Source organism: Anatilimnocola floriformis, assembly GCF_024256385.1.
Taxonomy (GTDB): Bacteria; Planctomycetota; Planctomycetia; order Pirellulales; family Pirellulaceae; genus Anatilimnocola; species Anatilimnocola floriformis.
On sequence record NZ_JAMLFW010000002.1, the window covers coordinates 1,062,029 to 1,078,417 of the forward strand.

General features: G+C 58.7%; 8 protein-coding genes. 4 read left to right on the forward strand and 4 right to left on the reverse strand.

Features of this window, described 5'->3' with window-relative positions; all coding sequences use genetic code 11:
- Positions 1–71: 71 nt before the first annotated feature.
- The 4 genes from M9Q49_RS28785 to M9Q49_RS28800 form a co-directional block, all read right to left on the reverse strand.
- Complete coding sequence (locus M9Q49_RS28785; protein WP_254512756.1) at positions 72–2,231, reverse strand: glutamine synthetase III family protein; 2,160 nt, start codon at positions 2,229–2,231, stop codon at positions 72–74.
- Positions 2,232–3,223: 992 nt separating this feature from the next.
- Positions 3,224–4,405, reverse strand: coding sequence for a trans-sulfuration enzyme family protein (locus tag M9Q49_RS28790; protein ID WP_254512757.1), 1,182 nt, complete (start codon positions 4,403–4,405; stop codon positions 3,224–3,226).
- Positions 4,406–4,680: 275 nt separating this feature from the next.
- Complete coding sequence (locus tag M9Q49_RS28795) at positions 4,681–5,265, reverse strand: hypothetical protein (RefSeq protein ID WP_254512758.1); 585 nt, start codon at positions 5,263–5,265, stop codon at positions 4,681–4,683.
- Between the two features lie 306 nt (positions 5,266–5,571).
- Positions 5,572–6,369, reverse strand: coding sequence for a transposase (locus M9Q49_RS28800; RefSeq protein ID WP_254512759.1), 798 nt, complete (start codon positions 6,367–6,369; stop codon positions 5,572–5,574).
- Between the two features lie 190 nt (positions 6,370–6,559).
- Between M9Q49_RS28800 and M9Q49_RS28805 the strand changes: the two genes are divergently transcribed.
- The 4 genes from M9Q49_RS28805 to M9Q49_RS28820 all read left to right on the forward strand — a co-directional run bounded on the left by M9Q49_RS28805 (position 6,560) and on the right by M9Q49_RS28820 (position 16,214).
- Complete coding sequence (locus M9Q49_RS28805; RefSeq protein ID WP_254512760.1) at positions 6,560–7,675, forward strand: Gfo/Idh/MocA family protein; 1,116 nt, start codon at positions 6,560–6,562, stop codon at positions 7,673–7,675.
- 137 nt (positions 7,676–7,812) lie between these two features.
- Positions 7,813–9,807 (forward strand): hypothetical protein, encoded by a 1,995-nt coding sequence (locus M9Q49_RS28810; RefSeq protein WP_254512761.1) that lies wholly within the window; start codon positions 7,813–7,815, stop codon positions 9,805–9,807.
- Positions 9,804–11,675, forward strand: coding sequence for a hypothetical protein (locus tag M9Q49_RS28815; protein WP_254512762.1), 1,872 nt, complete (start codon positions 9,804–9,806; stop codon positions 11,673–11,675). The genes M9Q49_RS28810 and M9Q49_RS28815 overlap by 4 nt, the downstream gene beginning before the upstream one ends.
- 156 nt (positions 11,676–11,831) lie before the next feature.
- Positions 11,832–16,214 carry a PVC-type heme-binding CxxCH protein gene (locus M9Q49_RS28820; RefSeq protein WP_254512763.1) on the forward strand — a complete coding sequence of 1,461 codons (4,383 nt, stop codon included), beginning with the start codon at positions 11,832–11,834 and terminating at the stop codon, positions 16,212–16,214.
- The last annotated feature ends 175 nt before the right edge of the window (positions 16,215–16,389 follow it).

A 16,389-nucleotide genomic window follows, 5' to 3' on the forward strand; every position in this document is an offset into this window, starting at 1 on the left:
GGCAATCGAGGAGATTTGCCCGCGGCCGATGCGATCCCTGTTAGAGGAGTCTGAGTACAGACGGAATCAGACTACTTGATGAACAGCATTTCTTGATAGGTCGGCAACGGCCAGAGGTCGTCGGCAACCATGCCTTCGAGCTCGTCGGCGAATTCGCGAACCTTCAGCATGCCAGGAAGAACAGCCGTGCAGATGTGCTTGGCTTCTTCGAGCAGACCGCCGCTGTGATGGCTCAGCGTCTTGTCGAGCGCACTCGCCGAATCCTGCAAGCCCTTGACGAGCTTGGTCAGTTTGTCGAGCGTGTCGGTGTCGAAGCTGTAACCGAGCACCTTCAGATTGGTGCAGGTCGTGGCCAGTTCGCTTTGATAGCGAACCGCGGCTGGGAAGATCATCGTCTTGGCGATCTCGAGCGTGAGGCGGGCTTCGGTCAGCACCGTCTTCACGTACTGTTCGAGATAGATGTCCTGGCGCGAAGCAGTTTCCCGCGGCGAGAGCACACCGTACTTCTCAAACAGCGCGACCACTTCTGGATTGGTGATCTGTGGCAGAGCATCGACCGTCGTCTTCAGGTTCAGCAGCCCGCGCGACTCGGCTTCGTTGTGCCAGGCCTGCGAGTAACCGTCGCCGTTGAACACGACCGCGCCATGCTTGGTCACAATGTCTTGCAGCACCTTTTGCACGGCGCCAGCCAGCTTGCTGGAGTCGCCGCCCGTGGCCTTTTCCAATTCCGTGGCGATGTAATCGAGCGATTCAGCCACGATCGAATTGAGGGCAACCAGCGGGCCACCAATCGATTGGCTCGAACCGACCGCGCGGAACTCGAACTTGTTGCCGGTGAAGGCGAACGGGCTGGTGCGGTTACGATCGCCAGCGTCCTTCGGCAGGACCGGCAACGTATCGACACCCACGGTCAGCGTGCCAGCGGCCTTGCTGGTCTTCGCGCCACCCTTTTGAATCTGCTCGAACACGTCGGCCAATTGCGAGCCGAGGAAGATCGAGATGATCGCCGGAGGAGCTTCGTTAGCACCCAGACGGTGATCGTTGTTCGCCGTGGCGACGACAGCCCGGAGCAGACCGCCGAACTTGTGCACAGCGCGAATGACGGCGCCGGCAAAGACGAGGAACTGCATGTTGTCGTGCGGATTATCGCCTGGTTCGAGCAAGTTGCCTTGCGTCGAGTTGCCGAGCGACCAGTTCAAGTGCTTGCCCGAGCCGTTGATGCCGGCGAACGGCTTTTCGTGCAGCAAGCATTCCATGCCGTACTTCTGCGCGACCTTCTTCAAGGTCAGCATCACCAGCTGTTGGTGATCGGTCGCGACGTTGGCGTCTTCATAGACCGGCGCGATTTCGTACTGCGAAGGAGCCACTTCGTTGTGGCGGGTCTTCACCGGAATGCCGAGCTTGAACAGTTCGCGTTCGGTTTCCAGCATGCAGGCCAGCACGCGATCCGGAATGTGGCCGAAGTATTGATCTTCGAATTCCTGACCCTTCGGCGGCTTGGCGCCGAACAGCGTGCGACCGGCGTTGAGCAGGTCGGGGCGAGCGTAGAAGAAGTTGCGGTCGATCAGGAAGTATTCCTGTTCCGCACCAGCCGACGACGACACGATGGTCGGGTCCTTGTGGCCGAACAGCTTCAAGATGCGCTGAGCTTGCGCGTTGAGCGCCTTGTTCGAGCGGAGGAGCGGCGTCTTCTTGTCGAGCGCTTCGCCGGTCCAGCTGACGAAGCAGGTCGGAATGCAGAGCGTCGTGCCGTTCGGATTTTCCAGAATGTAAGCCGGGCTGGTCACATCCCAAGCCGTGTAACCACGGGCTTCGAACGTGGCACGAATGCCGCCGCTCGGAAAGCTCGAGGCGTCCGGTTCGCCTTGGATCAGCTGCTTGCCGGTGAACTCAGCGACCGTGCCACCCTTGCCGTCGGGCGAGAGGAAGCTGTCGTGCTTTTCGGCGGTCAAACCGGTGAGCGGGTGGAACACGTGAGCGTAGTGCGTGGCGCCGTTTTCGATCGCCCAATCGCGCATCGCGCCGGCGACGACGTCGGCCACGCTGTTGTCGAGCTGCGAGCCAGTCTCGATGGTCTTCTTCAAAGATTTGAAGACCGGCTTGGGCAGACGCTTTTGCATCTCTGCCAGACCGAAGACGTTGGCGCCATAGGCATCCTTCGACGAATCGGCTTTGAAATTGACCGGCAGACTGACCGGCTTGTAACCCGTAACGGCCGCAATGGCCTGCATGCGCGCTGTGCTACCACTCACGTAAAGAACCCCCTATATCCCAATACTTAGAAACCAGGAAACCGCCTTGGGGACGAAAACCCAATGGGTAAAGACCCAAGGCCCGGCGGAATCGCACCTTCTGTGCCAATCCCTGCCGCCGCTAGCATTCCGCTCAGCCGTGCGCCAAAACTGTTGCCAGATAACTACTTACTGCCGACGCTAATTTGTCTGTAGAAGTCGTTAAATGCTGTTTTTGCCCGCTTCCTTGGCAGCCGTGCACAAGAGCTGGGCAATTTGGGGAGAAGTGCTCGAAGAGCAAGCGCAAGCCATCGGCATGCGACGGCCTTTGTCACTCGATAAGCTCGCTCCGCCAAGCGCGCACACCGCGACCAGCGATGAACATAACGGCCAGCTAACCCTATTGAACACCCCCTCTTTCATACCCCCAGAATATAACAAGCGATCGAGATTTTCGAATCTGCTGTAAGTTGCTACAAGTAAACGTGTTACGCGCAAATCTGCCTGCAATATCGTGCTGAGGATATCACACTTTATTCTAGCTAAATCGGGTGGATTGAAATCAGCTCCTAACTCAGTAAACACCCAGTCACTGACAGCTCTGGTCTGACGTAAATCCGCCAAGTAGCCGTTCGCGACCGCGACGCTGTCGGCACACGCTGGCGACCACCGGCCTTGTGCCGGTGGGGCGATCACTGGTCAGCTACAACAAGTGACGCGAGAAAAACGCTTTCGCGACCACGGGGTTCATCCCCGTGGAGCGATCACTTTCCGCTTCCTCAAGCTGGTCAGTGAGGGCCCCATCGGCACAAGGCCGATGGTCGCCGTGTCGATTGGTCCTTGCGGGTAGCTGTCCAGTGAACGCCCCACCGGCACGAGGCCGGTGGTCGCGGTCACGCTCGCCAAAGTGCTGGAATATCGCTAACGCTCATTCCAGCGGGCCGTTGCCTGCCACCGCCACCACCGAATATGGAATATTCGGCGACGATAAATCACGTCTGCATCAGCGCCGTGGCCAGCGAGCTGCAAACAAACTCCGGCGTCTCGGTCCCGACCGAAAGACGAATCGTCCCGCCGGTGATGCCGAGGGCGGCGCGACCTTCCGGGGTCAAGCCGCGATGACTGGTGGTTTCGGGATGGCTTAGCGTTGTCGAGAGTTCACCCAGCGAGGGACAAAACGGAATGTCCTTGGCTGCCGTGATGAATTTGTCGGCGGCGGCGCGGCCACCTTTCAATTGAAACGCCACCATCGTGCCGAACTGCGGGCCGGTGGGGCCCACGAACTGCCGCTTGGCAATCGCGTGCTGAGGATGAACGGCCAGGCCCGGGTACTCGACGCGTTCCACTTCGCGGCGCTGCGATAAGAACTCTGCGGCGCGCAATGCATTTGAGCAGGCTCGTTCCAAGCGCAGATGAGCAGTCGCGAGTCCGCGCGCTGCCAACCAGCAATCAAAAGGGGAAGCCGAAAAGCCCCAAGCGCTCACCACCTGTTTCACGCGCGGCCAAATGTCGGTGCGACAACCGAGATAACCGAGCAGCACATCGCTATGGCCGTTCAGCGTCTTCGTCAGGCTCTCCATCACGATGTCGGCGCCGAGCTCCAGCGGTTTGCAGACCAGCGGCGAGGCAAACGTGTTATCGACCAGCAACCGCGCGCCGCCCCGATGCGTGATCTCGGCCAGCGCGGCGATGTCGGCGACCTGCAGCAGCGGATTGGCAATCGTCTCGGCAATCACGAGCTTCGTCTTCTCGTTCATCGCGGCAGCAACGGCGGCCAGATCGTTCGTATCGACAACAGTCAGCGAGATTCCGAGTCGCGAAGCTTCGGCATTCAACAACTGCAGCGTCTTGCCATACACACGACTCGCCGTGACGACATGTTCCCCCTGCGCGACCGTGGCCAGCAGCGGCACCGAGATCGCCGCCATGCCCGAGGCCACCACCATGCCATGCGGCGCTTGCTCAAGTTCGTTCAACTTCGCCGCCAGCGCCGCGCCATTGGGGTGGCCATCGCGCTGATAGACATACCCCGGCTCCTGCCCACCGAGCATCGCATCGGCCTGCGCCGGCGATTCGCATTCCCACACGCTCGTCAAATAGAGAGGCGTGGCATGCGGCTGTGTGGCAAAGGTCTTTACCTGATCAGGCCGCGGCAGAAAGTCATCGGGTTTCATGGTCACGCCGTTCTAAGAGAGAACTATCAGGCAATCGACTCGCCTTTACTGAGCGACATGCCCGTATGAAAGCTTACCAGCATTTCGGCTTGCTTTGCGCTGCGGCTCACATCGGCGAAATGCAAGCCACGCCATCATGGCCAACGGCTGGACCGGCTGCGACACGATCAACTTCACGACCAAAGATGTGGCCGCCCTGCAAGCATCGATCAAGGCCGAACCGGCCTACAGCAACTGAGCGTCGACCGCCGTGCATAACGGATGTTGAAAGCAAATCACTTCAATCCTGGCACCAGGCTCGCATCGTACTTCGCGCCGGCCGAGACCTGGATCATCGTGATCCGCATCTTCGTGGGGAAGAACTTTTCGTGGTCAGGCCGTTTGTGGGCATGACCATTTCCGCCGCTGTTGTCCTTGATCACCAGGTCCATCTGCTTGATCCCTTCCGTCCAGACAATTCCTTCGTTCTGCCAAAAGCTCTTCATCGAGACATCGGACTCGTACACTCCCTTTTCCTTGTACACCTTCGTACCGACGCAGCCGTAGCCACCTTTCTCTTTATCGCCCTTGTTCGGGATGTAGCACAGCGTCCACATCGTGGCTTCGCTCCCTTCGGGCTTCTCGAGCACCTCGGCCCGAATGTGCACCGTGCCGTTGCGATAATCGACCGGCGCCGTCCAATCCTTCGGCCGTTCTTTATTCAGCATGTCTCCCTTCACGTAGTAATGCGACTTGCTCGGCTTCGAGTTATCGGCATCGTCCTTCGTAAAAGTGAACGTCACATCAAACAGCACAAACTGCTCGGCGTGGGCGAGAGAAGCGGTAAGGATCAGAACGGCGAATGTCAGGTATCGGAGCATGGTTGACCTCGGGAGAAAGTAATCGGTCGTCAGTATAACAACTACGAAGCACTCAGCGCGCATTCTGGAAGCGCACGAGTTCTCCGTTTCCTTCTATCGATCTGCGTCTTCGAACCGCCTCCCGTGACCACTGGGCTTGCCCCAGTGGAACGCTCACTGGCCAGCTACCCACCTGCGTCTTCGAACTGCCTCCCGTGACCACTGGGCTTGTCCCAGTGGAACGCTCACTGGCCAGCTACCCACCTGCGTCTTCGAACCGCCTCCCGTGACCACTGGGCTTGCCCCAGTGGAACGCTCACTGGCCAGCTACAAGTTCGGCAACCGATTCCGAATGGCCTGGTGATCGTAAGGACCGAATGTACCCAGATAGAAACTGCTTTCAAAAACCCGTTTCATGCCGTGCGCAAAGGCCAAATTGTTCATGAGACTCAAGGCGACGTCTTGCGGGATTTCATCGACATCGCAGCCCAGCAAAATGTGAAGATGATTCGCCACAATGCCCACTCGCGATAATAGCCAGCCTTTCTTTCGGCAAGCGCGGATGATCATTTCGCGCGTGGTCACGAGCCACTCCTCGCGAACATCGTTCAAGTGGTCAGCGTTTTCAAGAACGATGTGCAGGCTATTGGTGAACCTGCCGTGCGCGCTGGACCGCAGTTCGTCCAACAGCACGCCTGAGTCGTGGAATTGAACTTGCTTCAACCGCTCAACAACTCGCGCGTCGGCTTGTGGATGATGTTCGACCTGCCGGCCTACGTATGATTGCAAGACTTCGTTGTTTGCCGATCCAACACTAGTGATTGCGTAGTGCCGCCTCCACAACTGAGGAATGGTATTGCGTAACAGGTATTGCAATCGGCCCTTGATCGAACGAACGACTGCGGCAGGCGCGACATCCGGACGTGAACTTAGAAAGAACTGCCCGGCGGCATTCTCGACGGAGGAGAATTCCAATAGCCGGACACCATCGGCTTCGACGGCGAGAGATAACGCTTCGCGCCATTCGGACGCGGCGGGAATTGGACATTGGCTAAAGACGCTTAGGGACCAGTGGAGCTGATAAGCGACGCTGCAGTTTGCTGCGATGTATTGCGGTTCTGGCATAATTCCGTCTTCACGTCTTTGCCGGCATTGTAGCTGGCCAGTGAGCGTTCCACTGGGACGAGCCCAGTGGTCACGGGAGCGGGAGGCGTTCGATGACCACAGCGGCAAGCCCGATGGTCATGCCGTTACAAATCACTACGCTAATGGGCAGACCTAAACGAAAAATCCTCTTCACGCAGCGGGAGTTACCATGAGCGGCAAAAAGTGGAATGTGGCCATGATCGGACTCGGCTTTGGCGCCGAGTTCATTCCGATTTATCAAGCCCATCCGAATGCGAACGTCTACGCCATCTGCCAGCGCAACACGGAGAAGATGAACGTCGTCGGCGATCGCTTCAAAATCGAGAAGCGGTACACCAGCTACGACGACGTGCTGAAGGATCCGAATGTCGACTTCGTCCACATCAACAGCCCGATTCCCGATCACGCGTCGATGAGCCTCGCCGCGCTGAAGGCCGGTAAGCACGTGATGTGCACGGTGCCGATGGCGACGACGATTGAAGATTGCAAAGCGATTGTCGAGATGGTGAAGAAGACCGGCCTCAAGTACATGATGGCCGAGACGGTCGTCTATGCCCGCGAATATCTGTTCATCAAGGAGATGTATCAGAAGGGTGAGCTCGGCAAGATTCAGCACCTCGCGGCGTCGCACCCGCAAGATATGGACGGCTGGCCAGATTATTGGGAACGGATGATTCCGATGCACTACGCCACGCACGTGGTGAGCCCTTGCCTCGGCTTGGTCGATGGCAAAGCCGAGTACGTCAGCTGCTTCGGCAGCGGCGCCGTGCGCGACGATATCGCGAAGAAATCGGGCAACAAGTTCGCCGTCGAGAGCTGCCACATCAAGGTGAAGGATCAGGACGTGGTCGCGCACATCTGGCGGTTTCTGTACGACGTCGCGCGGCAGTATCGCGAGAGCTTTGATGTCTATGGCACCAAAAAGTCCTTCGAGTGGACGCTCGTCGAAGGGGAGCCGCACGTGCTGCACACGGCGAAGAAGCCGGAGCACGAGATTGCCTCGAAGATCGAAGTGACGGACTTTGCACACCTGCTGCCCGAGCCGATTCGGAAGTTTACGAAGAGCATTCAAGATGCCGATCACCTGTCGTTCATCCAGGGCGGCGGCCACGGCGGTTCGCACCCGCACCTGGTGCATGAGATGATCTCGGCGCTGTCGGAGAATCGCGATCCTCGGCCCAATGCGGTGACGGCCGCCAACTGGACCTGCGTTGGCATCTGCGCTCACGAGTCGGCGCTGAAGGGTGGCGAGATCGTACGGTTGCCGGAGTTTACGCTGGGTTAGGATGACTACCACAGAGGCATTTCTCTGCGTACTCTGTGTCTCTGTGGTCATTTTTCTGCAACCCCGGCACGCCAGCTGCATTCCTCGCGTCAGCCTCCAAATTGGGGGCCTCCTGTCGCACCCTGAGGTTTGCAACCATGAGGCTGGCACTGTTTTTGGCGGGCGCGTGGTTTGCGCTCGCTCACCTTGGCGTTTCGGCTGCCGAGTCGACTCCCGAACTGCGCGATACCGCAGGAAATCGCCATCGCTTCGATCGCATTCACGATAAGAGTGCGAAGGCGACAGTCTTTGTTTTTCTCGATGACAACTGCCCCGACGCCAACCGCTACGTCGATACACTTCGGAAATTGCACGATCGCTACAACGCCTTTGAAATGGATCGCCGCGGCAAACCGATTCGCAAAAATGCGGAGGGCAAGTGGGAACATTCGGGGCGACAAGGAGACGCGATCAGCTTCATCGGCGTGTATAGCCGTGGGCCCTTTTTGAGTATTCGCGAAATCGCTCGTCACGCGCTACGGCAGAATATTCCGTTTCGCGTGATGCACGACGCCGAGCAGGAGTTGATGACGAAATTTGGTGTAACGAATTACACCGAAGTTCGCGTCTGGGATCCGCAAGCCAAACGTGTCATCTATTCGGGGCCCATCGACGATCAATATCAGCGCGGCGCTGGCAAACCCGAGGCGAAAAATCTGTTGCTGCAAGAAGTGCTCGATCGCATCGTTGCCGGCGAAAAGGTTGATGAGATCGACGAGCCGGTGAATTCTGGTTGTCCGATACCGAAGCTCGCCGATGCTCAGTTCGAACCGTTCACGTTCTACGAAGATATCGAACCGATTCTGCAACGACGTTGTCAGGAGTGCCATCGCGAAGGTGGCGCTGGGCCGTTTGAGTTGATGTCGCTACGCGACTTGCAGGACCACGCCGAGATCATCGATCAGGTGGTGCACGATCGCACCATGCCGCCGTTTCCCGGTGATTCGCCGCATGAGCTCGAGCATGATCGTCGGCTGACGAAGGACGAATGGTACAAGCTGATCTCTTGGCTTCGCGGCGAACGGAAGCTGGGAGATCGCGCCAAGCGGCCCGCGCCGCGCGAGTTCTCGCAGACGAAAGAATGGCAGATCGGCAAACCCGACTTCGTCGCCAAGATGGGTCAGCCGTTTCAAGTGCCGAAGGACGGGATCGTCGATTACGTCTACGTGCCGATTCGTGTGCCTGATGAGGTTCGCGAAAAGTACGGGCACGACGGCAAGCTCTATGTGCAAGCCATCGAGTCGCGGCCCGGCGCCCATCCGCAGGTCGTGCATCATATTCAAGTGCATGAGTACCACGGCAAGATCAACGAAGCCACGCAATCCGCGGCAGGCGGTGGAGCAGCCGTCGGCTTGAACGCGCTCGATTTGCTCTTCATGTATGGCCCTTCGATTCTCGGCGCCCGCCGCCTCGGCGGTTATGAACCGGGCGATCCCGACAACGCCCGCACCTTCGATCCGCAATTCGGCACGGTGCTCGGCGGCGACATCATTCTCGAGATGCATCTCACTCCCGACGGCAAACGTTCCTATCCCGTGCAGTCCGATGTCGGTTTAATTTTTTCGAAAGAGCCGCCGAAACGACTCATTCAAACGAACTACTTCTTCACCAAACGTGGCAACTTTCTCGTCCCTGCCAACGTGAAGAACCACACCATTCAAGGGCTGTTCCCGTTTCAGAAGCATGTGCGCATCGAGAGTGTGCGCGGTCACGGCCATTATGCGTGCACGCGACTGAAGCTCGAAAAGATCGGTGCTGCCGACGTGACGATCGCCGATCTGGAAGATCGCAAGCAGCACTGGCAGTTGCGGGGCGAGACGCTCCTGGAAGTGCCGAATTGGGATTTCAACTGGCAAGTGACTTACAAGTTCAAGGAGCCGCTGGTCGTGCTCAACGACGAAGCCGTGCTCGGCACCGGTTTCTACGACAACACCGAGCACAACCTGCGACGCGTCGGCAAAGGGCCGATCGAAGACATCGTGTGGGGACAGCAAACGTTTCACGAGATGTTCAACGTCCTCTTCTTGTATGAAGAGCTGGAGGACGATCATCCCCTCGTGATCGAAGCGAAGCGCAAGCGAGAGCAACCATGAAATGCAACTATGTTCTGACCATCCTCGTTTCTCTTTTGTCCGCCTCGGCTTGGTGCGCATCGCCCGAACAGCCAGCGAAGGTGGTGAAAGTGGCCCGGCAGGAACTCGCGCGCAATGAACTGCAGCCAGCCGACGAAGCCGATCGGCTTATCAACGAGTGCCGAGCAGCGTTGCAAGGTTTGAATCGACATTTCGAGCAAGCTTCGTCGCGCGACAAGAGTATTTTGAATCGCTTGCTCGATCGCGAGGCACTCACTGAAGCGCTGCAGGCCGCGCGCCCTGATGCAAGTCGCCTGCTGGTGCTCTCGAAGCAGTTCTACGCACCGCGCGAGGGGTTGGAACTCGATGCCGTGCTGCAGATGCGCGCTGCGCTCGATCGCTATCTCGATTCTCAACTGCTCACGAACGATCGCTTGCCGGAAGACTTGCGTGAAGAGCGCGCCATTCACATCGAGCGGATCATTGAGTTGTTGGCAAATCGCGAGTTGGATCACGCCGCTCTGCGGGAAGAAGTCGCTTGGCTGGCGACACTGAATCAAGCGCAGCCGCTGGTCGCCGCGCTGCAGGACGAATTTCAGCAACCCAATTTGCAGTTCACTATCTCGCGCAACATGCTGCCGGCGATGGCGGAGAAATTTCAGAAGCAAGTCGAACGGAGTCATTGGTCTTCGAATGTCATCCTGGGAAACCGCGTGGAAGGGATGAGCCACTTCCAAGGTCAGCTTGGCGGCCAACCCGTCGCCAAGCAGGAGAATGCCCTCGAGCTCGCACTGACCGGCCAACTGCAGTCGCCGCACAATACGGCGTACGCTGGCAAGTTTCAAATTCACAGTCAGGGACAAACCGCCATCCAAGCCAAGACCAAGGTGGAGTGGGATGGAACTAAGTTCACCGCCACGCCGGCGCAGGTGGCCGCTCAGACAACTTCGGCGCTCACCGGCGCGAGTGTCGAACGGCGGCGTTTGTTTCCGAATAGTCGCCTGGCCGGTCGCATCGACAATCGCATTCAAAGCGAAGTGTTGAGTCGCGCATCGGAGTCGCTGCCACAAGCTCGTCAGCAAGCATCCGGTTTGGCCGCGACGCGGATTGCTGAGTCGTTCAACACCGAAATCAAAGCGCGGATGGCCGAATGGAATGCACAGGTGCAACATTACTACACGCATCCACTCGTGCGCGTCGGCATGCTGCCGAAGTCGTCGGCGTCGCTGAACGAATCGCACGCCAATTTGCACTTCAACATTCCCGGCCGCAGCGGCATCGCGGCCCGAACTGCGCCCGACATGAATCTGCGCGGCGACCTCAACGTACACATTCACGAGTCGGCATTTCCGAACTTGATCGAGCGCTTCGCCGGCGGCGGCATTTGGGATGACGAGTTCTTTGCTTACATTCAAAAGGAAGCGCTCGGCGACAACGATGTGGAGCTGCGCGTTCGCGAGAACAGCGAGCGCTGGGCCGTTCAATTCGAACGCCTTAGTCCTTGGTCAACCCGCATCGATCGCGACGGCGTGCACTTCACGCTGGCGATCGCGGCGTATTGGATCAACGGCCAGGAGCGGGCCACGCCGTTCACGCTGCATTGCACTCTGGCTCCTGTTGAAGAAGTCGGCAACGAGCACGGCTGGCAACGTGTCGGCGACGTGAACATTGAAGGTGACATCGCGTCGCAAGATCGCGCGTTCCTGCGGCAAAAATTCTCTGGGTTCTTCGCGAGCCGCTTTCATCTCGATGGCTTGAGTTCGCCGGCTGGCGGCGCTTGGGATTATTTGAGCACCGTCCGGCTCCACAAGCTCAAGCTGGCCGATGGTTGGCTGGGGATGGAATTTCGGCGGGAGCAGAACAGCACCGATAAGGTGGCGGCTCAGTAAGCGAGCACGGAGTCGTTTTCTCAGCATCCTCTGGTCTCTGTGGTTATCCCTTCTCCCCGAAAATCGGTTGATTAATTCGCCCAAGTGGTTTCCAGCGACCGCTCCTCGGAACATGATGAAGCGGATACTTCGCGTCTCTCAGCGAGAAAGTTTCGCATGCATCGCCTCCTCTCCCTCGTATTATTCGTTTCGTTCTTGAGCGCCTCGGCACTTCAGGCCGCCGAACCGGCGCGTCTCAAGCTCCTCTTCCTCGGCGATCGCGGGCATCATCAGCCCGAGGCTCGCTTCAAGCAGATCATGCCCGTGCTGAAAGAGCGCGGCATTGATCTGACGTATACCGAGAAGATGAGCGATCTCAACGAAAAGACGCTCAGCGAATACGCGGGCCTGGTGATCTACGCCAACACGACCGAGATTTCGCCCGAGCAAGAAAAAGCGTTGCTCGATTATGTCGAAGGTGGCAAGGGGCTGATTCCGCTCCACTGCGCTTCGTACTGCTTTTTGAATTCGCCGAAGTACATCGCGCTCGTCGGCGCTCAATTCAAACGGCACGGCACGGGCACGTTTCGCACGACGCTGGCCGACGAAGATCATCCGCTGCTGCGCGGCTTTGGTGGTTTTGAAAGTTGGGATGAAACGTACGTCCACGAGAAGCACAACACGACCGATCGGACGGTGCTGGAGTATCGCGAAGACAAAGAGGGCAAAGAGCCGTGGACTTGGGTTCGCACGCAAGGCAAGGGGCGCGTGTTTTATACCGCGTGGGGCCACGATCAACGCACGTTCGGTAACCCGGGCTTTCACAACTTGCTGGAGCGCGGCATTCGTTGGGCGGTGAAAGACAACCTCGATGCGGTTCCGGCATTTGTCGATCGGCCGAAGATGACCGAGGTGGCGAAAAATGTGAAACCCTTCGAGTACGAACCCGCCGACGTGCCGTTCTACCCGCCAAATCGCGGCGCGGGTGCGAATCCGAACGCGAATTGGCAGATGCAAAAGCCGGTCTCGCCGGAAGAATCGATGAAGCATCTCGTCACGCCAGAGGGTTTTCATGTCGAGCTGTTCGTGGCTGAGCCGGAGCTGCAAGGCAAGCCGATCTGCATGAACTGGGACGAGCGAGGCCGACTGTGGGTGAGTGAGACGGTCGACTATCCGAACGAAATGCAACGGAAGGGCGAAGGCCGCGACCGCATTCGGATTTGCGAAGACACCGATGGCGACGGCCGGGCCGATAAGTTCACGGTGTTTGCCGACAAGTTGAGTATTCCGACGAGCCTCGTCTTTTGCCGCGGCGGTGTGATTGTTCATCAAGCGCCGGACACACTCTTCCTCAAGGATGAAGACGGCGACGACAAATGCGACACGCGCAAAGTCCTCTTCACTGGTTGGTCGACGGGCGACACGCACGCCGGGCCGAGCAACTTGCGCTACGGCCTCGATAACTGGTACTACGGCCAAGTCGGTTACGCGGGTTTTCAAGGTGAAGTTGCGGGGCAACAACAGTCGTTCAAGCAAGGCTTCTACCGCTTTAAAGTCGGCGCGGAAAAAGGCGACGTGAAGGTCACCGAGTTCGAATTCCTCCGCAACACGAACAACAACAGCTGGGGTGTCGGCATTACCGAGGACGGCATCCTGCTCGGCAGCACCGCCAACGGCAACCCGAGCGTCTACATGCCGATTGCCAATCGTTGCTACGAACGCGTCCGCGGCTGGAACAGCAGCGTGCTCGGCACGATCGCCGAGAGCGACCGCTTTTATCCGATCACCGACAAGATTCGCGAGGTCGATCATCACGGCAGCTTCACCGCCGCCGCCGGCCACGCGGTTTACACGGCTCGCACGTATCCGCGCGAGTATTGGAACAGCACCGCGTTCGTCACCGATCCCACGGGTCACCTGGCAGCCACATTTGTGCTGAAACGCAACGGCGCCGATTTCAGCAGCAAGAACAGTTGGAACCTGCTCGCCAGCGACGACGAATGGACCGCCCCGATCATGGCCGAGGTCGGCCCCGACGGTCATGTGTGGGTGATCGATTGGTACAACTACATCGTTCAGCACAACCCGACGCCGGCCGGTTTTAAGAACGGCCGAGGCAATGCGTACGAAACGAACCTACGCGATAAGAAACACGGCCGCATCTATCGCGTCGTTTATACGAAGGCGGAAAAAGAAAAGCCGCTAACGCTGAAAGATGCTTCGCCGGAAACGCTGGTGAAGACGTTGTCGAATGACAATATGTTCTGGCGGTTGCATGCGCAGCGGTTGCTAGTGGAGCAAAATGGCACGGCGAACACGGAGCAACTTCATGCACTGGTGAAGGCGGATGAGGCTATTTCGCCAGAGACGCGACAGCATGCGATTTGGGCCCTGCAGGCTCTGACCACGCGCGACGAACGGGCGAAGTTTGCAGCCACACTCGGGATGGCTTTACACAACTCAGCGCCCGGTGTGCGTCGTAATGCGGCACTGGCTTTTGTCGCCGATGCTGCCCGCACTGGCATGGACGAAGGGTCGTACATTGACCTGATGATCAGCTCAAAAGTCTTGCAGGATCCGGATGGCCAAGTTCGCCTGGCTGCGTTTCTTGCGCTCGCGGATCGACAGCCGTCGCCAGAGGTGGCCGACAGAATTCTGGCCGCGATTCAAAACTCCGAGACCTTGCGCGATCGCTGGCTGCTCGACGCAGTGACGGCCGCCGCTGCGAAAAATGACGAACACTTCCTTGCCGCCGCCCTTTCCCGAACTGCCAAGGGAGACTTCGCCCAGTCGCTGGTCCGCGAGCGAATCGCGCTCGTCGCGCAACACTTCGCCCGTGGGGATTCGGCAGGCGATAAGGTCGGTGAAGTGGTCTCCAACTGCATCATGGCTCAGCCCGAGGTGGTCTCTGCCGTTCTCAATGGGCTGGAGAAGGGTTGGCCGCGCGCGAAGAAGGCAAGCCTGAACGACAATCAAGAACTGGCGCTGGCGCATCTGCTCAAAGTGATCCCCGCCACCGAGCAATCGACCGTCATCAGCCTCGCCCGCAAACTCGGCAGCGAAAAGCTCGACAAGTTCGCCGCAGAAATTGCCGCGACACTCCTTTCGACAGTGCAGAACGACAAAATCGAAGATGCGGCGCGGGTGACTGCGGCGAAGCAACTCGTGGAATTTCGCAAGAATGATTCTGCCGCGGCCGCAGCACTGCTGAGTCTCATTTCGCCGCGGATTTCTCCGCAGCTCGCGCAAGGACTGATCGAAGCCGCCGCGAAAAGTGAATCAGCCGAAACCGGCGCGGCGTTGCTCGACGCGATGAAGCGCGTCACACCTGGCAATCGTGCGAGCGTGGTGAATGCAATCGTCTCGCGCAGCGAATGGACAAAGACGATGCTCGATGCTGCCGAGAGGGCCGAGTTCGCGCTTACTGAATTGAATCTCGATCAAAAGCAGTCCCTCGCCGCGCATCCCGATCGCGGCTTGCGTGATCGTGCGAAGAAATTGCTCGAAGCCGGTGGCGGTTTGCCCAATGCCGATCGGCAGAAGGTGATCGACGAGCTGTTCGACATTACGAAGACCACCGGCGATGCAGCCGCGGGCAAAATCGCGTTCAAGAAGGTCTGCGCCAAGTGCCACACGCACAGCGGCGAAGGAAACAAGGTCGGCCCCGATCTCACCGGCATGGCCGTGCATCCCAAGAAGGAACTCATCATCCACCTGCTCGATCCGAGTCGCAGCGTGGAAGGGAACTACCGGGCATATACGGTGCTGATCGACGACGGCCGGGTGCTGACCGGGCTGCTCGCTTCCGAAAGCAAGACCGCCGTCGAGATCATCGACGCCGAAGGTAAGAAGCACGCCGTGCAGCGCGAGCAGATCGAAGAGCTCGCGCAGTCGCAAAAATCGCTGATGCCCGAAGGCTTTGAAAAGCAACTCACGAAGGTCGAGCTGACCGATATCCTCGAGTTCCTCACGCAGCGCGGCAAATTCATGCCGATTCCGCTCGATAAAGTGGCCTCGATCGTTTCGACCAAAGGCATGTTCTACGACGAGAAGGCCGCGCAGGAACGGCTGGCCTTTGACGATTGGTCGCCGAAGACGTTTGAAGGTGTCCCCTTCCAACTGGTCGATCCCAAGGGAGACCAGGTTCCGAACGCGATCCTGTTCTACGGCCCGAACGGAAAATATCCGCCGACGATGCCGAAGAGCGTGACGCTGCCGTGCAACTCGCCCGCAAAGCAGATTCACCTGCTGAGCGGCGTGGCGGGCTGGGCGGCGCCCTACAACGCGAAGGAGACGACCAGCCTGATCGTCCGCCTCCGCTACGAAGACGGCAGCCGCGAGGATCACCCGCTGCAGAACGGCGTGCACTTCGCCGACTACATCCGCCGTGTCGATGTCCCCGGCAGCAAGTTTGCGTTTCAACTCCGCAACTCACAGCTGCGTTACATTGCCGTCACGCCCAAGAAGCCCGATACGATCGCGACGATCGAACTTGTGAAGGGGAACGACGAAACCGCCCCGGTGGTGATGGCCGTGACGGTGGAAACGTTGACGAAGTGAGAAAAAAGTCGTCGAACGCTCTGCGGTCGATGAAGGGACTCGAACCCGCCGCGCACCGCCGAAAGAGCGATAGCGAATTTCGGCACTTCGGCGAGTGGGAGGGGACGCGCGAGCAGATCGAGGTGGTTTGCAGGTCGCCCCTCACCCCGGCCCTCTCCCCTGAGTACAGGGGCGA